This is a genomic window from Photobacterium panuliri (assembly GCF_059920555.1).
In genome coordinates this window covers 770,421-790,808 of sequence record NZ_CP197193.1, presented here as the reverse complement: position 1 = coordinate 790,808, position 20,388 = coordinate 770,421, and the positions used below count along the sequence as shown (strand labels likewise).

Sequence of the window (20,388 nt, the reverse complement as noted above, 5' to 3'; positions counted from 1 at the left end):
GCATGCTTAACTGGGTGTATTGAGCTATCAGTCAGAAGGATATGGCGATGAAAAAGAAGGGATGCGTTTGTCTTGGGGCGGCGCTTTTTATGTTGGTGCCGGTGGCCGGGGCTGTGGCTGATGAGTCACTATTTCGCATGCCGTCATTGAAGCTCGGGGTCGTGAAGTTCAGCGGCAATATGGAGGCAAGCCGTGATGGCCAGTTTTCCGATGTGCCGTTTAGTTCGTCAATGGCTGTTTCGCCGCTAGTTACCTTGATTCAAGATCCCGTGTATTTTTCGGATACGAGTCGTTGGGGCTACCATACCGAAATTAGCGGAGGGTACTTCAATTTAGACTACGACGATGATGATCACAGTGGCTTTGCAGATGGCGAGCTGAAAGGTTTTTCTGTTGCTCTGACTCCGGTTTTGTTTTACCAATGGGGTGACAGGGAACTCTGCCATAGCTGTAAAAGTTGGCGGATAGAAGCCGGGGCAGGGGTAAACTACCTCTATGCAGACGGTGAATTGAATAGGCGTAATGACCCAAAGTTGTCGTTTGACTCAAGCGGATTGGGTTTCAATGCCCATTTAGGGGCTGTGGCCAATTACAAGCAATGGGAGATCGGTCTGCGGTTGGTTGTTCCCACTAAGGTCAATGATGACGACGTGAGTATTGAGCATAGCCTGTCATCGGTATCGCTGGGCTACCGGTTTTGATTGTTGATATGTATTCGCGATATTGGTCGTAATTTTCAAAGCATCTTATTATTAATTGTTTCATTAGTGGATTTGTTGTGTTGGGTGCCATAGATTAGATTTGAGTCCAATGGATAGGTGACCAATATGAATCTTTTAAAGCAAATGGAAGTAATTGTGTCTGCAGTACCTGCCCCATATATGGAGCATCAACCGGAAACGCTCAGTAATGTTGATCGTGAGATCATTGAAAAATTGAGCAACGCTGGTGAACAATATCTGTGGGTGATTAAATCGTCAGGTTACGGTACGCAGTTGATGGAAATCGGCTTGCCCGCCGTTTGTGAGCGAGTAGAGGAAGAAGATCCGCAGTCTTTGTTTTACCATCTGCGCTTGAGTGATGTTAACCAAGGGACAATCGTTAAGATTGCTAAGTCAAAAGCGATTGAGCTGGCCAATAGTGCAGCTTGTCTTTCAATTGCCCCCAATAGCGTAGACAATCAACCGGCTTAAATTGCCGTTTGCGTTATTTGTAAATTATGCCAGCATCATGCTGGCATATAGAGTCTCACAATCAAATTTTTTCGAGTGGTAGCATACCATTACGAGTCACAGATCCTCTCTCACCCTCACAGTTATAAGTGTTACACTTAACACCTGATTTCAAGGTCTAGGTGTCGCATTATTGCCATTTAAGCAAGCGAGTAAAGCAGATAAGGTAGTGCTTTTTCTTCCTGATTTTCACCTCAGCACCAGCCGTGCTATTGGGGGACAGAGCCAGAAAGTCACAGCCAAATGCGCGACAGATCCTAATTAGAGTCTTGCCGGAAAGAATACTAAAGATAGATGAGTCAAAAGCAGGAACAACAAATGGATCTTAACTTACTGAAAACTTTTGACGCCGTAATGAAAACACGTAGTGTTAATAAGGCGGCCGAAAGTTTAGATATTACAGCCCCCGCCGTCAGCCATGCATTAAACCGTCTGCGTGATCAGTATCAGGATCCACTCTTTATTCGTCAGGGCAGAGGCATTGCCCCTACTAATTTTGCGATAGAGTTGCATGCAGAGATTCAAGAGCCACTGCATTTGTTGCTTAATTGTGCGAAATCTCGCCAATCATTCAGCCCCCAAAGCAGCCAGCGCACGTTTCGGTTATCGAGCCACAAAGACTTGGATCTGATGCTTGTCCCTCCGCTGATTAATTACCGTGATCAACATGCTCCTCATGTGAAATTAGCCGCTAATATAGAGCATTTAAACGAAAATAGCCGTCAGGCTGATTTACGTATGCGTCGGGTAGATCTTATTCTGGCAACCGTACCCTTGGAAGAACACGGCTACTATAACCAACGATTGTTTGAATTACCTTTAGTCGTCGCTTGCCGGGAAAATCACCCTCGCATTAAAGGTTCGGTAAATCAGGCCCAGTTTTTTTCTGAACGACATCTGCTGTGGGATACGCAAAGACAAAGCCGGAATGTTCTGGATTCACTTGTAAGCGATAAACTACCTCAACGTGACATCGCCTACACGACAGGCGCTATCTGCAATACGATAATGCTGGCCGCCCAGACTGACTGGTTATGTGTGACCAGCCAGTGGCATGCTAATCTGCTATCCAAGCAGCATCCGTTGCAAATATTGCCACTACCGTTTAAGTGCCAACCTTTGCCTATTTACATGACATGGCACCAATCGCAGCAATCGGATACCGGTCATCAGTGGCTAAAAGATACATTAATGAAGATAACAAAACCTTTTCGCGAAAAGGATTAACTTTTATTGCGATATTGAATTCAAATCAGCCCCCGTAAAAGTGGATTAAACAAAACTAAATCCACTTTTAAGTTTTGAGTTATGTTTCACTTAATCCAATCTCACTATCATCTCTTCATCAACAGATAAATCAAACGGTTTGCAACGTTTATCAGTTGCAAGAATGAAGAGAGACGAACCATGCTATTAAAAAAATCTATCGTGTCACTCGCTATCATTTCGACCTTAGCGCCGACGTTGTCCTTCGCCGCCCCAATTACCAATGAGCCTAAGGACGCTTCAAGCTTTACTATTGATAAAAATGAGCAGCTTAAACAGTATTTGAATTTTGAAAATCAGTCAGATTTTGCTGATGCTTCAAAAGGTTTCATTGCAACCTGGCCTGAGAAAACGATAAAAGACGCCCAAGGCAATGTTGTTTGGGATTTTAGTAAGTACGATTTCATTGATCACAATGAAGATATTCAAACGATCAATCCATCTTTGCTTCGTCAGGCCAAACTCAACAATATTGATGGCTTGTTTAAAGTAAAAGACGGTATTTATCAGGTTCGTGGTTTTGATCTCTCTGTGATGTCATTTATCCGTGGTGACAAAGGCTGGCTAGTCATTGATCCTCTGATTTCTCCAGAGACATCTGCCGCAGGGTTACAGATTCTGCGCAAACATGTTGAGGACTTGCCTGTCACCGGTGTGATTTTTACCCACTCTCATGTCGACCATTTTGGTGGCATTCTGGGCGTTACCAGCCAAGAAGACATTGATGCGGGTAACGTTGACATTCTGGCTCCTGAAGGCTTCTTCAGCCATTCGATTGCTGAAAACCTAATGGCTGGTACCGCTATGTCACGCCGTGCTTCGTATATGTATGGCAACTTGCTTGAAGCCAGCAGTAAAGGGCAGGTGGATGGCGGTTTGGGTAAAACGACCTCTTCGGGGGCTCCGGGGATTGTGAGAGCGACCCACATTGCCGATCATACAGGGCAAAAAATGTCTGTGGACGGTGTAGAACTTGAAGTCATGATGGCTCAAGAGTCTGAAGCACCATCAGAATTTATGTTCTATTTCCCACAATACAAAACCCTGATGGCAGCAGAAGTTATGACTCATACGGTTCATAACATATCAACGTTGCGTGGAGCAAAAACGCGTGATGCATCATCTTGGGCAACCTACGTCGACCAAGCTTTGCATACGTACGGCAGCAAAGCAGACACAATGATAGCGTCGCATCACTGGCCAACATTCGGTAAAGAGAAAATTCAGAGCCAGTTAGAGAAAACACGCGATATGTACAAGTTCGTGCATGACCAAACATTGCGGCTGGCTAATAAGGGCTATACCCCTAATGAAATTTCTGCATCCATCAAACTGCCTGACTCACTAGGTAAAGAATGGTACAACCGTGGCTACTACGGTACCATTTCTCACAATGCTCGAGCCACTTATGACTATTACTTTGGGGCATGGTGGGATGGTAATCCGGCGAACCTTAACCCACTGACACCATCTGAGCAGGGGGCGAAGTATGTGGAGGCGATTGGCGGTGAAGACAAAGTCATCGCGCTGGCTAAAACTGCGATTGAAAATGGCGAATATCGCTGGGCAGTGACGCTGCTGAATAATGTTACCTTTGCCAACCCGAACAATAGTGATGCTCGTTATCTTGAAGCAGATGCGATGGAGCAATTAGGTTATCAGGCTGAATCTGGGCCGTGGCGCAACTATTACCTTGGCGGAGCCAAAGAACTGCGTGATGGCATTAAACCTGTGCCTACGCCGAATACAGCAGCTATTGCCGTTAACATGCCATTTGCCCAATTTATGAAGTATCTGGGCGTCACCATCAATCCGGAGGTGGCGAAGGATATGGCATTGAAGGTGAATATTAACGTTGAGGGCGAAGGCCAATATGCGATGGATCTGAGTCACTCAGTGCTGAAATCTTACTCAGACAAACAGTTTGAAGATGCTGATCTCAATATCAACTTAACGCGTCAGGCATTTGAAAACATGATTACGAAAAAGACCACACTCAATGATGAAATGAAAGATGGCAGGTTTACGGTTTCAGATCCGGCAGCTTTCAAACAGCTAATGTCTGTATTTGAGAAGTTCGATATGTGGTTCGGTGTCGTTACGCCATAATTGCTCCCTGATTTTCATTACCGTCCCCCATTAAACTGACTCGGTTTGATGGGGGATTTGTGTATAAAATCTGGTGATTTTATTTGGTGTTAGGAAATTGAACGCTAATTTTGTGCCAAAAACGTATCTCTATAGGGCGAATGCACAGAATATTGACCTTCTGCAAAGTTCTGCTGAATATATGTGTATTTTTGATGAATATTAAATCGCCCCTATCTGGGTTGGCTAAACTTAAATAAACCAAGCGGTACTGGCTGGCACCAACGCAAGGTTATCACTGGCAGTTTTTGCAAGTGGGATGATGTATTTTCCTGAGATGCAAGCGATGCCGGTAGTCATGGCTAAATTCGGATAGGAGGCTGGAATATGTTGGCTGAGCATAGGTATTTCACTTTACCGGGTGATACAGGTTTACATGCGGATATTACAGTGATCCCAACAGGGGAATTGAAAGTGAATATCCTGGAAAACAGTGATCAACTCAAAGGCGAGTTTGAGGAGTTACATTTTTACTCAAATGGTAAACGGACAGAGCTTGTTTGCAAAGATCAACTTATGCCTGACAGTGTGAGGTGGCATATTGATTTATCCAACGACGATGCAGAGGAGTTAGCCAAGCTAATTGAAGTGGCAGTAGACGAGTATGAGACCCTAATGAGGGACTTATAGGGTTCAACAGTAAGGATGCCGACCTGAAATGTGTTTGTTTGAAGATGTATTTCGCCCTGATATACCTTGGTAGAGTCAGGGCGTTTTTGTATGGAAATATCAGGAAGGGCGTTTAATCAGGTCATTGATTAGCTCAATGAAGAACGTGTAGCGTTTGGCAAGAGGGCGATGTTTTTTTACGATTAGGTACAGCTGTTGTTCCACGTTGCGGTGTAGGGATATGACTTGGATGGCATCTTGGTTGGGAAACATGCGTACCGCTTTTTCTGGTAGCACAGTAAAACCAAGCCCTTGGGCAACGGGCAGCAATATTTGGCCTAGTTGGTTGACGTACCCTGAAAGCGTGATGCTGTTGAAATCGAAATGCTCATCAGGGTAATTGGCCTGATGGATTTGTTGCAAGTAATGTTTACCATCGGGGTGGTTGATAAAGCCCAATTGGTAAAGAGCCGATAAATCATTCTCTTCGATAGGGTATTGTGCTGGTGCGACGACGCACAGTGATTCTGAGCCTATCGCTGTTTGCTCAAATTCCGATGTGTCTACGGGATGAGTGATGATCCCAACATCAACGCGGTTCTCTTTTATATCATTGATGATTTTATGGTTGGGCGCTGCTTCCATCGAGAGTGTCAGGCCGGGAGCGTGCCGTTGTCGCTCGAGAAAATGCGGGTAGAGGTACATGGCCATTGAGCCCGAACAGGCAAAGCGGCATTCCCCTTGGTGGGCATCATCTTCTTGCAGTGACGAGAGTACGGAATTCTCTTCTTCTAGGCGTTTTAGCCCATATCGGTACAAGGTCTCGCCAGCAGCCGTGAGCTCGAAACGCTTGCCGATTCGGATCAGCAACGGCGTTCCGACCTGCGCTTCTAGTTTTTTAATATGCTGGCTCACGCCCGGCTGTGTCATGTACAGCTTTTCGGCGGTTTGAGTAAAATGCCCAATATCGACAAGAGTCAGGAATGTATTGAGCCACTGGCTGTTTAGCATCATTGTGATTATCGAGGGAAGAAGTAACGGATGGTGTGAGTTTATACCTAAGCAGCCTCAATATGCAGGCTTTGGGGTGATTTAATGTCGGTATTATTTTGCTAGAGGCTGATTGGCGAAAGTCGGCACAGCCAGCAAGAGAGTGCTGGCTGTGCTTTAACAAGACAGGGAAGCGATCAACTATCAGATACGCTGTTGTCCCATTTGGAAAACGCCACAAATAGCGGTGTTTTGATCCAAGATGGTGATATTGGCTTTGTATCCCGGGGCCAGTTTGCCGTATTGGTCGTCAATACCGATCGCTTTGGCCGGGTACAGGCTTGCCATGCGCAGGGCTTCTTCAAGGCTGATCCCGACATGGTTAACCAGATTACGAACGCCTTCTATCATGGTGATGGCAGCCCCGGCAATGGTGCCGTCTTCGTAATGGCATTTGCCGTTGGTTACATAGGCCTTGGTGCCTGCCATGTCGTATTCGGTCACATCAGTACCTGCCGGGGTAACGGCATCTGTCACCATGAACAGTTTGTCTTGCATGATCTGGTGGGCAATGCGTACCGAGGCGTAGTCGGAGTGAATACCATCGACAATAATGCCGGCGTAGGGCTTTTTATCGAAGATATAGCCGACAGTGCCCGGCTCGCGCGAACCCAGCGGTGTCATGGCGTTGTATAGGTGGGTCGCCATTTTCAGGTTGTCTTTGGCGATCAAATCTTGGTAGTTGGCATTGGTATGGCCCAGAGAAACCGTGATGCCAGCATCGTTTAATATATTGATAACGTCCTGCGAGGTTTCTTCCGGGGCCAGTGTTACCACGGCAACGTGCTCTTTGTTATCGGCAATATAGTGAGCGGTTAGCTCATCGAGAATACGGATGTGGTTCTCGTTGTGAGCGCCTTTCTTGTGCTTGCTGATAAAGGGCCCTTCAAGGTGCAGGCCCAATATGCCTTCGGCCGTTTTGTTTTTGATGTTGGATACCACGTCAATGGCTTTGCTCATTGTATCGTGGTCGCTGGTAATAAAGGTTGGAAGATACTGGGTTGTACCATGAGCAAGATTGGTTTTGTTCATGGTGTCGAGAGCTTGGGCATTGGTGTCGATATTGAAAAGGACGCCGCCACAGCCGTTAATCTGAAGATCGATAAATCCGGCCGTTGCGGTTTTGCCGTGATAGTCGAAAACAGTCTCTGGCAACTCAGCCTCTATCATCGGCACAATTGCCGTGATCGTATCGCCCTCAACGAAAATGGCCTGATTGAGGTGGGTAGTTGTACCGTCAAAAACATGGATATTGGTAATCGCGTACATAATGGTTCCTATTGTGCGTCGTTGAAGAGGCGCGAATCTGGAATCTGTCCCTGAATCTCATTACTGGCAACCAAAAAAAGTGGTTAATGAGGCATAACGCTGATCTTCAAATACTTATTTATCGTTAAGAATTAAGTTATGTGATCTTGCTTGGTTTGTCAAATTTGGATATGCGCAGTATGCGCATTGTTGGGTTTTTCAAGCAAGGGGCGGGCTTGTTATTGAAGTGCTCAAAAAAAGAAAATCCAGTCAATATAAAAGATTAGGGGCAGCTACTGAGGGAAATGTTTATCGATTTTGAATGATCCATTATTCTATACGGTCAAGCTGTTCGTTTTGCTGGCAATTCAGGGCGTTGAATTGCCAGCTGTTAGGAGTAACTATGTCCCCAAAGATTATTTTTTCCAGCGTCGCGCTGGTTATTGCGTTGGGCTCGCTGGAAAAAAGTATTGTGACAACCCCCTTGCCGATTATCGGTGCTGATCTGGGGGCGGGGCAGTCTCTTACCTGGGTGGTCACCGCCTACTTGCTGGCAGCCACCGCTGTGCTGCCGGTCTACGGCAAGCTGAGTGATATTTTCGGTCGTGTGAAAATGCTCAATACCAGCGTTGTATTGTTTATTCTCGGCTCGATCGCGTGTGCGATGTCACAAGATATTACGATGCTGATCGGTTCGCGTGTGTTGCAGGGTATCGGTGGCGGGGGACTGATTGCCCTCGCTTTCACCGTGATTGCCGATACTATCCCGGCGCGGGAGGTCGGCAAGTATCAGGGTTATATCTCCGCAGTTTATGCGGTATCGAGCATCGCGGGGCCATTGCTTGGTGGTTTCTTTGCCGAGCACTTGAGCTGGCGCTGGGTCTTTTGGATAAATCTCCCGCTTGGCGGGTTGGCGCTTTTGTTGATCAATACCCATCTCAAACATCTTAATCATGGCCGTAATAGTCGCTTCGATTGGTTTGGTGCTTTATTGTTGATGATCTCGACGACTTTGCTGTTGTTGTTGCTGTCACCGGAAACCGCGCTGGATTCCTTGCTTGTTGCTGTGGCGCTTGTAGTTTCACTGATCCTTTTCACCGTGGTGGAGCGTAACGTTCGCGATCCTATTTTGCCGGGGCGTATTTTCGTGTTGCCGGGCTATATGGTGAGTGTCGGGTTGATTCTGTGCTCTCAGCTATTGATGTTTGCGGTTCTGGTTTACTTGCCGCTTCAATTGCAGTGGCAGTACGGGATGACGGCATCGGCGGCAGGGGTAATCATGGTGGTATTCATGATGAGCATCACCACTGGTGCTTATTTTGGCGGTAAGCGTATAGCCCGCACCGGCTTGTATAAATCCTTGGTGGTGATTGGTTTTGCGATGGCGGCTGTGGCGCTGGCCATGCTCTATGCCGGGGTGATGACCAAGGTAGCACTGGCTGTCGCAGGGTTGGGTTTGGGGCTAACCCTGCCGTCACTCAACGTGGTGGTGCAGAATGTGTTGCCGCCGACAGATCGGGGTATCGGGCTTTCGATGTTTGGCTATGGCCGTGAGCTAGGCGGCGCTGTCGGCGTAGCCGTGTGCTCCGCACTGTTTCATATCAAAGTGCCGGTACTTGTTGGCGAGGGGGGCAGTGATGGCTTGTCTGCCTATCATCCCTTGCAGCTCGGTGAGGGATTCACCCTGACCTACGCCGGTATGGGTATCATTGCTGTCTTTGCGTTTGTCTGTGCGGTTATTCTGCTGAAAGTGCAAGATTTATCCGGCGCTGTCGGTACGCAAAAACCCTAATTGCTTTTCGGGCAAGGTAGGGCACAATACGCCTCCTTGCAGAATAATGCGGCATTGAGCCGTAATAGAGGTAGAGATCATGGCTTGGTATGAATGGCCGTTAATTCTTTCTAGTGTATTTTCCCAGCTTGCCATTGGCGCATTTCTTGTTTTAGCCGGGGTGATTTTCAGCGGTAAGCTGTGTTTTGGCCAGTCAGACCGACTTCATCGAACAATGCCTGCATTGTGGTTGATGCTGTTTTCGGCTCTATTCCTGCGTGAAGTGACGTTGATCCTCGCCGCCGTAGGATACAAGCCAAGCACCGAGGCCTTAATGGTCATTAGCTTTTTTGCCTTGGCGCTAGTGTATTGGTTTGCAGAAAAATCACTGGTTGGCAGCGATAAGTTTCGCAAGTTGCTGCTAGCGGCGGCGTTCGTAGCCGGAGTGGCGTATCTTGTTCATGGCCTATTGCTGCGTAATGCCGACTGGCTGGTGGCTTCACACTTTATTGCCACGACACTGTGCGGCGGCACGTTGCTGGCTCATGCCTCGTTGGTAAGGGCCGAGCATAAGGTTGAAGAGGCGAATAAGTATTTGCCATTGTTGGGCTGCTTCATTGGTATCGTATGTTTGATTACCGGAGTACCACAGCTGGGTGATCTTGCCGCGCGTTATGAAAGCGCCGGTGAGCTGGGGCCGTTTGTTTCACAGGTGGTCAGCCTTGGGTTGATGATTGCCGCTATCGGGGTATGGTGGATGCCAGCTCTGACCAAGAGTAAACCAGCACTCAATGTGATGACCTTTGCCTTAGTGCTAATGTTCGCATCCTCTTACTTTGCGGCGGTGGGTTACTAATATCAACTTGCATTAGCTGTAATAAGTAAACCAATAGAGAAAGCCGCGATTCATTCGCGGCTTTTTTGTGCGCAGGCGAGGGGGAGCTAAGAACGGGGTGTTTACAATGGGAGTATCATTTGTTCTGTGGCTAAAAGTGTAAATTGGAATTGCTCCGTTGATGTTTAGAGCAACAACGGACTCACATTCTTTTAATATGCCTTTTTCCTACCAAAGGCTGTCCGAAGGGGCATACTAACATTGTATTCAACATCTCACTTTAGCTTTGCTTCATCTCTCTACTTTTCAGCAATTTAATTAACCATCAATCCAATTTATTCAATATAATGCGTACTCAATTAGTTTCTAATATCAAGGTTCGAGATCGCAATGTCCGCAGAACAAACTATGGAATGTTCAAACAACTCACAGCAACCAAAGCCTGACTACAACGACGGAAATATCCGCATCAAAATTTGGAATAACCCAGAACGACATGATGCGCATGAAATTTTTACGGCAATGGGCTGCTACGTGAATGCAATGGAACAGTTCAACAAACTTGTTTTGCAGTCAGTATATCCTGACTCAAATTTTAGATACACGTTCTCAAGTGTAGAGAATGGTTCGTTTTCGTCAGTTCTATCCCGAATCTTCGTAAACGTTAAAGGCAAGTTTGAAAACTTTATCGATGACGGCTCAGACCATGAACTCAGCGATATTCTTATCAAAAAACCCGAGATTATTGATCCTAAGGAGATTATCCAACTTGCGGAGTCTATTGAAGAGAGAATTGCAGACGTTTTCGATATAGAGGGACACTCTCCTTACATAGATCCAGTAAAACTAGCTGAGATACTAAAGTTAATTTCTGAAGGCAATGAGAACCTTGAAGAAGGCGAACGCGTTGATGTCATTATCAACAAGGACAATGTTGTACCAATTAATACAAAGTTCCGATCTAAAGTCCCTGTATCAAAGATGGCAGTAACCAAAGTGGTTCCTTATCGTGGTCACGATGAAGTGAAAGTTATTCGCCCATGTAACTTTGGTCGATACCAGTGGGAACTTAAGAGCAAACTGACAAAAGATACGTATAAAGCTCACTTTGATAAAGACTGTGATTGGCTAAATCAGTACCAAAATGGGGAAATTCCGGTGGTTACAGCTCGACATAGTTTGAAGATTAAGGTTGAGTACGATAAGCACATTACTGGGAAATCATACGAAATAAAGAACGCTATTATTAAAAATGTAACAGTTGAAATGGATCTCGTAGACGGTGAACAAATCCAACTATAAAAAGCTAAGCTATAGGCCACTTTACAACGCTTATGCATTCATATTCATTCCATTCGCAATGCTTTGCCTAATAAAAGCGTTCAACGGTAAGTATGAAGACATCATAATGTCCACTGACTGGTCTGTAGCAAGTTTTATCATTTTTGCGCAATCTCTTGGAACGATGCCATCTGCATTTGTTAAGAGTGGGCGAGGTGTTGATGGTGATGCGCTAACCTCTTATGTGATAAAGGTTATTGTGTTAGGTCTTATTCCTAGCTTGTATTTGTATTTTAGAATGAATACCGAGCCAAACATCTGGGCTGGATGGGGGCAGGTAGTAATCTTTATTTACGCATCCTTAAGATTCTTTATTGATGGTAGAACAGCTCAAAAACTAGCAATAAGAAACGGTGCCTAGGGCATAACCCTAGGCATATATCACTATTAATATCCCTGTCAATATCAAGCGTTGAGCTGAATAACTTTTCCCTATTTGAAGTAATTTATTGGTTACTAATTTAGCAAAACCACTGACTTTCTTTTGTCCACCTTCGAGTCATCCTATTGTCGGCGGGCATCCGCTGCTTATTTCTATACGTATAATATGTAGTAGTCACACAATTGCTCATGGATACTGATTTAAATGTTCTGGATAGTCATATTACTCATAATCGCGATATGCGTCTTTCTGCCGGGCTTGTGGGTCAAGCATGTGATGGAAAAGTACAGACAGCCAGCTGATCGCTACCACAAGCAGGGAAGTGGTGGGGAACTTGCCCGCCACCTGCTGGACAGTTTCGGCTTGGGTAACGTCGAGGTAGAGGAGACCTCTGCCGGTGATCACTATGATCCGGTCGCTAAGGCTGTGCGTCTGGCTCCGGACAACTATTCAGGATATTCGCTGACGGCAGTGACTGTGGCTGCCCATGAAGTGGGGCATGCAATTCAGGATTCACGTGGAGAGTCCTTGTTCCTTGCACGGCAGAAACTCGTAAAGACGGCCATGGTCGGCGAGCGTATTGCCGGAATGATGCTAGTGGCTGCTCCGCTTGTCTTAATGCTAACCCGCCTGCCGCAAGCGGGGGCGATAACAATCATGATTGGCATTATTTCAATGGCACTAAGTACCATGGTGCACCTGTTGACACTTCCGGTTGAGTTCGATGCCAGTTATGGCAAAGCTCTGCCGATTCTACAGAAAGGCGGCTATCTGCATGATGGTGATCTGGAGCATGCGGAGAAAATTCTCAAGGCAGCGGCGCTGACCTATGTTGCTGCGTCGCTGACCAGCTTGCTAAATTTGGGGCGATGGATAGCGGTGCTCCGTCGGTAATGGCTGCGAGTATGACAGCAACTCTAAGTGTGAAAAGGAGGCGTATAGCCTCCTTTTTAGTCAGGTGTTAACTATTTATGACCAATAATTAATGCCATTTCATCACCATCTACAAATGGTGTACCTTTTAGATCACTGTAAACTCGCTTAATCTCAAGGCCGTGAGCTCCTATCTCTTGGCTTAGGTCTTCTATAGTGAAGTGTTGAAGCCAGTTGAATACAGTCCACTCTTTGTCTTCCTGAGAGATCACATATTGATCCAAGGTAACCTTCTCATCCTCATATTTGAATGAAGACTGAATACACCAATAATCTTCGTCACTCCAAAAACCATTCATAGCGTTTTTTTCAAGGTTTAGGGATTCATTTTGAGTAGCAAATCTTGTTGTTGTATAAACATCAAGAGCAACCGAGCCATTTGGAGCGAGTAGTGACTTGAATTTTTTATATAGTTCAGAGCGTTGATCAGGATTCAATGCACATAAGTCGCACATTACTAAGGTTATTAAATCGAACTGTCGTGAATCACTATATTCAAGATAGTTACAATAGTTGTACTCGATAGCAAGGCTAGACTGTTTCGCTTGTTCTGACGCATACATCAAGGAGTTCTTAGAGAAATCCAAACCAACAACGGTACCAAGACCTTTTTCTTTGAATCGATGAGTATAAAGCCCTGGGCCACAACCAAAATCAATGACTTTTGAGGTTTCGTTTAGCTTAAATTCAGAAACCAGCCATTCAACAGATTCTTCAATAAAAGGAGTAGTCCTAGAGGCAAGGCATAAATCGGGATTTAAGTGAGAAGCCAGCATTTGCTTTGCTATATGGCTATCAGTCCAAAGAACATCTGCTGTATATTCAGACCAAACGACAGGTCTAGTGGTTGCTTTATTAATTTTTTTAAACATTTTTGCAATTCCGACAATGATTTAGTTGTCGTCCTCACAACAAGCTATAGGGACGATGAGTGTCCTAAAATGCAGTAAGGACGCGTTAAATAAATAGTTTTTTTATTAATAATCATTGCAAATGCCTCCTTAGGGAAAGTAAGAATTGAGCGAAGGCTATATTAAGTTAGTGATGGTGTCAATTGGTGTGGTTATGGCTTTAGAAAGTAGTGTTACTGCTGGTTATAGCCATACATAAACTAATCCGTAGAGAGCTAATTTAGCCAAGTCACTGGCTCATTTATGTCCAGAAACTTCACAAGTGGCACTTCGTAAATCAGAAGTGCCTCAAGAGGTGTTGATAACGCTTAAACCACCATGAGATTTTTGGGGCAATAACCTAAGAGCTAATCACCCTCCCAAGTAGCTATGTGTTAACTAAGATTTAATACTGTTTTTTGTTTGGTTTTTTCGCTGTGCTTCAGTGCTATTGGTAGATCTTCAAACCTAAATGTTGTGATCGCTGCTGTTTTGAGGGTACCGCCAACAATCTTCTGAAGCAATAAACTGCCGTTGTGCATTAAATAGTTCCAATCTTGATTGTCACCGAAGTTGTGCAGCGCACCCAGTGCAAGTTCATGGTATGAAAGCGAGCGGGTGAAAGGTTCATCAACAGGAGTATTTATTCGATCTTGAATACAAACGATATGACCATTTGCACGAAGTCGAGTTGCTATTTTAGCGGCGTTAGCGCCACTGACAGCATCAAAAATGGCATAGTAGCCATCTGGGACATCCTCTGGTTTACGGTAGATGTTCTGAATGCCAATAGAGCGGGCGTACTCATCATCAATGCTTGCTGATAAGACATCGACTTTGAACCCATTAGCACTTAGCAATTGAGCAACGATGTTGTTTACAGCACCAAACCCAACGACTAGAACGCTAAACCCTGCGCGAGTAGGGATTTTGTCGAATGCTTGGAATGCGGTTAGCATAGGACATGGTAGGGATGCAGCAAGTTCAAATGACATTTCATTTGGTATAGTCATCCAACGGCCAGACTCCAGAATGGTTTTTTCGGCAAAACTACCATTAGTCAATAATGAGGTGTGATAAGTCACTCGTTGGCCAATAAGACTATTTGGCAACCCTGAGCCCACTTCAACAATTACGCCTGCACCGTCAACACCTGCAATATGGTTCTCTTGCCAATTAAGTGGATTGGTGTTGACAAACTTCCAGTCGACCGGATTGATCCCAATGGCCTTGTTTTCAACGAGAACCTGCTCCTCGCCTAATTGTGGCAATTCGGCAGTCGAAAGCTTGACCGAATTTGTTTCCGGCTTGTATGCCCAAATACGATGGTTGGTCATATGGACTCCTTAATTGTGAAGTAATTTGCTCGTTCTCGAGGCCATCTATAGAGTATATCGACACTAGATGGGTTTGATGCCTTACCAATCTAAAGCGTCATTGAATATTAATAATCTGTCTTGCCTATCTTCGAGTAGATAAATCAACAAGGTGGCATTGTTGATAAGTCTTGGCTGAATGGATAGAAAAACCCCTAAAGCGATCTGTTAAATACGTTTTAGGGGCCTTGTTATATCAGTATTTCAGCAGTTAAGCGGGTTGATACTCAGGGTAATCAATATAGCCCTTCTCATCACCACCGTACAAAGTAAGACGTGCATCCGCATCAAACTCAGTCAGGGGCCAATCATTTGAGAAACGCTGAACTAGGTCTGGGTTAGTTACATAAGGTGTTCCAAATGCAACTAGGTCTGCGTATTGCTTGTTCAGCAGTGTCGCAGCATTCTCTTTGGTTAGCTTACCCGCTACCATAATACGGTTCGGATATACTTCACGAACCTGCTGACGAAACTCTTCTGGAACCTCAATATAGCGAGAGATGTTCTCAGAAAAGTGAACATACGCTAAGTTCATGGGCGCTATTTTCTCAAGAGCTTTTAGAATCACTTCGATGATTTCAGGGTCTTCCTCAGCGAACCCTTCAATCACGTGTGGCGACACACGCACAGCAACCTTTTCGCTACCGATAGCGTTACACACCGCCTCTAACGTTTCGATGAGAAAGCGAATACGGTTTTCTTGGCTACCACCGTATTGGTCATTACGCTGGTTGCTTTCAAGGCGCATAAAAGTATCAAACAAGTAACCGTGTGCGGCATGGATCTCGACACCATCAAAACCTGCGGCGATAGAGTTCTTCGCTGCTTGAACGAAATCAGTAATCGTATTGTTGATATCTTGCTGCGTCATCGCTTTTGGCTCTTGCGTTTCAATCATGCCAAAGCCACCTTCAGGTAGTGGACCAAACACTTGATCCGGCACCTTGATCGCTGATGGTGCGAGAGGTTGTTCACCTGAAATCGTCGAATGACTACGACGACCCACATGCCAAAGTTGGATAAATGCTTTACTGCCAGCATCATGGATAGCAGACGTTACTTTCTTCCAGCCATCTATATGATCTTGAGTGTAGATACCTGGAGTCATGGAGTAACCGCGACCTACCGCTGAAATTGGAGAACCCTCAGTTACGATCAAGCCTGCGTTTGCACGTTGCCCGTAATAAATCGCCATCATCTCATTTGGCACATCACCCGGCTGAGTCGTGCGTGACCGTGTCATTGGCGCCATTGCAATACGGTTAGTTGCTGTAATGTCACCAAGCTGAATAGGTTGGAATAGTGCAGTTGTCATGGGGTTACCCTCTCTAAATCTGTTGCGAAGATTTTATCGATCTAACCCAAGATCATTGAGAGATAAAATGACAAAAGATTTTTGTTATTTTTGCAAAAGTGAGCAACCCCATAAACTGAATAGCCTTTGAGTAAACGTATAACACATATGAACATTCTCTCTGTAAATAGGGAATAGTAAACCTTTGTCTGCGTGACATTGTCACTTAATGATTTTGAGTAACTCTTTGAAGCGCTCGCCTTCGGCGATGTGTTGAAGCTCGAACAGCACCATTTCTGTTCCTGTAATATGCGCCCCGGCTTGCTGCATTTTGGCAATGGCGAGGGCTTTGTTATCCGCAGAACGTGATGAAACGGCATCAGTAACCACTTCGACGTGGTAACCGGCATTAAGTAGTTGCTTCACCGTTTGGTATACACATATGTGCGCTTCTATCCCCATGACCAGCAGATTCTTGCAGGGGATGGCGTTTAGGGTCTCGACAAAATCGGCGTTTTCGTAGCAGCTAAATGTGCTTTTGGCGATGGGCTCATGTCCAACAAGGTGTTGGCTTATCTCAGGGATAGTTGCCCCCAGTTTGTCTGGCAGTTGTTCAACCCAGATGATGGGCAAGCCGAGTAGTTTAGCGCCTTTGACCATCGCTTCGAGATGATAGAAAAGCGTTTCTCGCTCATCCATGATTTGAGCCAGCTTGCCCTGAACATCAACAATGACGAGTGCAGTATCGTTAACGGTTAACATATTCTTTTCCTTGTTAAGGCACTTGGTAACGGCGCTATTTTTGTAGTTGCTGTGATGGGTATAACAGAGCCTAAGGGCTTTTCAATCAATGAGATCAAATGCGTATTGTGATCGGGAATACGCATTTATTGTTTCTGTACCGTAATGTGTAACCGTCCTTGTCTCTTGAGTAGGTTATTCGCGCTGTTTGAAGCCTGAGAATTCAATGCCTGCAAGACGGGCCATATCATGGTGCCAGGTGGCTAGGTTGTCTTTGCTGAATTGGTTGAGGTGGCGGTGCCCACAGGCTCGGGCCATGACTTGCATGAGCGCGGTGGATGCTTGGAGGAAATTCGCCAGTTGGCGGGCGCTCTTTTCGGGGTTGAGCTTTTGCCGGAGATCTTTGTTCTGGGTGGCAATACCGGCAGGACAGAGGTTGGTATTGCATATTCGGGCGGCCACACAGCCTATGGCCTGCATCGCACTGTTGGCAAGGGCTATCCCATCGGCTCCTAGCGCCAGTGCTTTGATGAAATCGACCGGGGTACGTAAGCCCCCTGTAATGATTAAGGTTACGTCATTGCTTACGCCTTGCCTGTCGAGGAAATAGCGGGCGCGGGCGAGGGCCGGAATAGTCGGCACGCTGATATGGTCACGGAACATCTGCGGGGCTGCCCCTGTGCCGCCGCCACGGCCGTCAAGAATGATGTAGTCGGCACCTGCCTCAAGGGCAAACCCTATGTCTCTTTCTATATGGTTGGCGCTCAGTTTGAAGCCGATGGGAATGCCACCGGTAATGGCCCTGACATTTTCGGCAAATGCGGCAAAGTCACTGACGGTTCGAAGATCGGTAAAGGTTGGTGGTGAAATGGCCTCTGTTCCTTCTTCAAGGCAGCGGGTCTTGGCGATTTTATCTATGTTCTTGGCGGCGGGCAGGTGGCCACCGGTGCCGGTTTTCGCCCCTTGGCCGCCCTTGAAGTGAAATGCCTGAATTTTGTTGAGCAGCCCCTCGTGGTAACCGAATTTGGCACTGGCGAGCTCATACAGGTAGCGGGAGTTGGCTTGCTGCTCTTCGGCCAGCATGCCGCCTTCGCCGGAGCAAATGCCCGTACCGGCCAGTTCGGCCCCCATCGCCAGTGCAATTTTGGCTTCTTCAGAGAGAGCCCCAAAGCTCATATCGGAAATAAACAGTGGGGTATCTAAGACCAATGGTTTTTTAGCCCGCGGCCCGATGACCAGCTCCGTGCCAACGCTGGCATCATCCTGTAACGGCTTGGTTGCCATCTGGGCGACCATAATCTGGATATCGTCCCAGTCGGGTAGTTGGTAGCGGGGGACGCCCATTGCCGTCATCGGACCATGGTGGCCGAGTTGGCTCAGTCCTTCTCTGGCAAGTTGGTGGATAAACTCAATGGTGGGCTCTTCGCGGGTTGCCTTGGCCGGAGGCATCTCTTCAGCGGGAGAGGCCGTGACGCCGGGGCCTTCTTTGCCGACCATGCCGGAGTCGAACTGTTGATGAGAGCCATCGCAGAACGGGGAATTGGCCGTATGTTTACAGCCGCAGAGAAATGCTTGTTGGGGTTTGTCTACGCGAAAGGCCTTGGGGGTGAAGCCTGTGCCCTGGTGGGAGCCATCACAGAAAGGTTGCTTGCTGGAGCGGCCGCAGGTACAAAAATAGTAATCTTTGTCTTTTTCCAATTGAACTTTGAGTGGCTGGATTTTTGCGATTACCGGGTTGGACATGCAACCTCCTTCTCTACAACCAATGTGGGCAAGTTTGTGAAAAGTATGGATGAGAGGGCAATTTTTTCCACTATAGTAAAGGAGAGAAAGGGGATGCAAAAAGCTGCTGGGTCGAACCTATCCCTCCTTTTTAATCTTTTGTAACCGTCCACCTCTTTACAGCAGCGGCAAATCACGAAACAATGCGGACGTTTGCAGTTGGATAAATTTGTAAAAGATTATGACAGAAAAGAAACAAAGCCCGCTTAATGATTTGATTTTTAATGTGGTCGTGCCTTCAGTCATCCTGATGAAACTCAGTGGTGATGAGTATCTTGGCTCAGTCGGGGCCTTACTGGCTGCATTGGCCTTTCCTGTGGGGTTTGGTGGTTATGAGCTAATCAAGTACAAAAAGTTTAACTTTATCTCTTTGCTCGGCTTTGTCAGCGTGTTGCTAACCGGTGGTATTGGTTTGTTGCAGCTTGATGCCAAATGGCTGGCTGTTAAGGAAGCCTTGATCCCGGGATTGATTGGTATTGGTGTGTTTGCCTCGACGTTCACCAAGTATCCTGTAGTCAGCAAGATGCTGTTCAATGATACCGTGCTGAACCTGCCGCTGATCAATGAAAAGCTGAATGAGTTCGGCAAGAAACCGGCTTTTGACCGTCAATTGCTTGTGTCGAATTATTTGTTTGCCGGTACTTTCGCTTTCTCTTCGGTGATGAATTATGTGCTGGCGAAGATGATTGTCACCAGTCCATCAGGCACTCAGGCATTCAATGAGGAATTAGGTCGTCTAACGCTAGTGAGCTACCCAGCCATTGCGATCCCTTCGATGATTATGATGATGGGTATCTTCTTCTACATGTGGCGTCAAATCCGTCAGATGACCCAGCTTGAAACCGCGCAGATCCTGAAAACAGAGTAAGGTTCGGCAGGATAGACAGAAAAGACCGCCTACATAGGCGGTTTTTTATTGCCTCGCAAGCATCTTGTCATCGCTGGGCGATAGTGTGTTTGGCGAGATTTTCAGCGGTAGCCTGTTGAACAATCTACACTTGAGGTCACTTGGCTATCGTGTAAAATGCGCGGCATTGATAGTGAAAGAGACAATAATTATGGCCAGTAAAGCGCATGCATTGCATATCCTTGTGAAGCACAAGGAGCAAGCCGATGATATTCTTAAACAGTTGAAGCAAGGTGCCAAATTCCAAACACTGGCCACCAAGTATTCAACGTGCCCATCAGGCAAAAAAGGTGGGGATCTGGGCGAGTTCCGCAAAGGCGCGATGGTACCGCAATTCGACAAGGCTGTTTTTTCAGGCAAAGCGATCAGTACCAGTGAAGCGCTGAAGATGAAAAATAATAATTTACGAGGTTTGATTCCTGATCCTGTTAAGACGAAATTTGGATGGCATGTAATCAAAGTATTGTTTGTACTGTAAGTGGAATGGATAAAGTGGCTATAATTAAGCCGCTTTTTTGTTTTCAGTTTTAATTATTTTTGATGAATGTATAAATAATGCCATTTTCTCTGATAAATCTCTTTA

Annotated in this window: 19 protein-coding genes; 12 read left to right on the top strand and 7 right to left on the bottom strand. The window is 46.1% G+C overall.

Annotated elements, in window-relative coordinates; genetic code table 11:
* Positions 1-47: 47 nt before the first annotated feature.
* The 5 genes from ACSF8X_RS19850 to ACSF8X_RS19830 all read left to right on the top strand — a co-directional run bounded on the left by ACSF8X_RS19850 (position 48) and on the right by ACSF8X_RS19830 (position 5,276).
* On the top strand, positions 48-701 hold the full coding sequence (locus tag ACSF8X_RS19850) for a hypothetical protein (RefSeq protein WP_500852110.1): 654 nt from the start codon (positions 48-50) through the stop codon (positions 699-701).
* A gap of 126 nt (positions 702-827) precedes the next feature.
* Positions 828-1,193 carry a hypothetical protein gene (locus ACSF8X_RS19845; RefSeq protein WP_500852109.1) on the top strand — a complete coding sequence of 122 codons (366 nt, stop codon included), beginning with the start codon at positions 828-830 and terminating at the stop codon, positions 1,191-1,193.
* A 357-nt stretch (positions 1,194-1,550) separates the two neighbouring features.
* Positions 1,551-2,459 carry a LysR family transcriptional regulator gene (locus ACSF8X_RS19840; protein ID WP_500852131.1) on the top strand — a complete coding sequence of 303 codons (909 nt, stop codon included), beginning with the start codon at positions 1,551-1,553 and terminating at the stop codon, positions 2,457-2,459.
* A 180-nt stretch (positions 2,460-2,639) separates the two neighbouring features.
* Positions 2,640-4,607: an alkyl/aryl-sulfatase gene (locus ACSF8X_RS19835; RefSeq protein WP_500852108.1), complete on the top strand. Its 1,968-nt coding sequence runs from the start codon at positions 2,640-2,642 to the stop codon at positions 4,605-4,607.
* 366 nt (positions 4,608-4,973) lie between these two features.
* Complete coding sequence (locus tag ACSF8X_RS19830) at positions 4,974-5,276, top strand: hypothetical protein (protein ID WP_500852107.1); 303 nt, start codon at positions 4,974-4,976, stop codon at positions 5,274-5,276.
* 99 nt (positions 5,277-5,375) lie between these two features.
* On the opposite strand, the gene ACSF8X_RS19825 is transcribed toward ACSF8X_RS19830, so the two are convergent.
* Both ACSF8X_RS19825 and nagA read right to left on the bottom strand, forming a co-directional pair.
* On the bottom strand, positions 5,376-6,269 hold the full coding sequence (locus ACSF8X_RS19825) for a LysR family transcriptional regulator (protein WP_500852106.1): 894 nt from the start codon (positions 6,267-6,269) through the stop codon (positions 5,376-5,378).
* Positions 6,270-6,449: 180 nt separating this feature from the next.
* Positions 6,450-7,574: an N-acetylglucosamine-6-phosphate deacetylase gene (gene nagA, locus ACSF8X_RS19820; RefSeq protein WP_047880671.1), complete on the bottom strand. Its 1,125-nt coding sequence runs from the start codon at positions 7,572-7,574 to the stop codon at positions 6,450-6,452.
* Positions 7,575-7,956: 382 nt separating this feature from the next.
* Between nagA and ACSF8X_RS19815 the strand changes: the two genes are divergently transcribed.
* From ACSF8X_RS19815 to ACSF8X_RS19795, 5 genes are all read left to right on the top strand, one after another.
* Complete coding sequence (locus ACSF8X_RS19815) at positions 7,957-9,345, top strand: MFS transporter (RefSeq protein ID WP_500852105.1); 1,389 nt, start codon at positions 7,957-7,959, stop codon at positions 9,343-9,345.
* Positions 9,346-9,424: 79 nt separating this feature from the next.
* Complete coding sequence (locus ACSF8X_RS19810) at positions 9,425-10,180, top strand: DmsC/YnfH family molybdoenzyme membrane anchor subunit (protein WP_500852104.1); 756 nt, start codon at positions 9,425-9,427, stop codon at positions 10,178-10,180.
* Between the two features lie 369 nt (positions 10,181-10,549).
* Positions 10,550-11,461, top strand: a complete 912-nt coding sequence (locus tag ACSF8X_RS19805; RefSeq protein WP_500852103.1) for a hypothetical protein — start codon at positions 10,550-10,552, stop codon at positions 11,459-11,461.
* Between the two features lie 106 nt (positions 11,462-11,567).
* Positions 11,568-11,861, top strand: coding sequence for a hypothetical protein (locus ACSF8X_RS19800; RefSeq protein ID WP_500852102.1), 294 nt, complete (start codon positions 11,568-11,570; stop codon positions 11,859-11,861).
* A 225-nt stretch (positions 11,862-12,086) separates the two neighbouring features.
* Complete coding sequence (locus ACSF8X_RS19795) at positions 12,087-12,776, top strand: zinc metallopeptidase (RefSeq protein WP_500852101.1); 690 nt, start codon at positions 12,087-12,089, stop codon at positions 12,774-12,776.
* A 71-nt stretch (positions 12,777-12,847) separates the two neighbouring features.
* Here the strand turns inward: ACSF8X_RS19795 and ACSF8X_RS19790 are convergent, their stop codons facing one another.
* The 5 genes from ACSF8X_RS19790 to ACSF8X_RS19770 form a co-directional block, all read right to left on the bottom strand.
* A complete protein-coding gene (locus tag ACSF8X_RS19790; protein ID WP_500852100.1) occupies positions 12,848-13,687 on the bottom strand; it encodes a class I SAM-dependent methyltransferase in 840 nt (279 codons plus the stop codon).
* A 413-nt stretch (positions 13,688-14,100) separates the two neighbouring features.
* Complete coding sequence (locus ACSF8X_RS19785; RefSeq protein WP_500852099.1) at positions 14,101-15,042, bottom strand: alcohol dehydrogenase catalytic domain-containing protein; 942 nt, start codon at positions 15,040-15,042, stop codon at positions 14,101-14,103.
* 250 nt (positions 15,043-15,292) lie between these two features.
* Positions 15,293-16,396: an alkene reductase gene (locus tag ACSF8X_RS19780; RefSeq protein WP_500852098.1), complete on the bottom strand. Its 1,104-nt coding sequence runs from the start codon at positions 16,394-16,396 to the stop codon at positions 15,293-15,295.
* Positions 16,397-16,597: 201 nt separating this feature from the next.
* Positions 16,598-17,137, bottom strand: coding sequence for a hydrolase (locus ACSF8X_RS19775; protein ID WP_500852097.1), 540 nt, complete (start codon positions 17,135-17,137; stop codon positions 16,598-16,600).
* A gap of 174 nt (positions 17,138-17,311) precedes the next feature.
* The gene (locus tag ACSF8X_RS19770) at positions 17,312-18,859 is read right to left on the bottom strand and encodes a glutamate synthase-related protein (protein WP_500852096.1); all 1,548 of its coding nucleotides are present in this window, start codon (positions 18,857-18,859) and stop codon (positions 17,312-17,314) included.
* A gap of 220 nt (positions 18,860-19,079) precedes the next feature.
* On the opposite strand from ACSF8X_RS19770, the gene ACSF8X_RS19765 reads away from it, so the two are divergent.
* Both ACSF8X_RS19765 and ACSF8X_RS19760 read left to right on the top strand, forming a co-directional pair.
* Entirely contained in the window at positions 19,080-19,766 is a 687-nt protein-coding gene (locus tag ACSF8X_RS19765) for a VC0807 family protein (protein ID WP_500852095.1), read from the top strand.
* Between the two features lie 190 nt (positions 19,767-19,956).
* Positions 19,957-20,283, top strand: a complete 327-nt coding sequence (locus ACSF8X_RS19760) for a peptidylprolyl isomerase (RefSeq protein WP_500852130.1) — start codon at positions 19,957-19,959, stop codon at positions 20,281-20,283.
* Positions 20,284-20,388 lie beyond the last annotated feature (105 nt).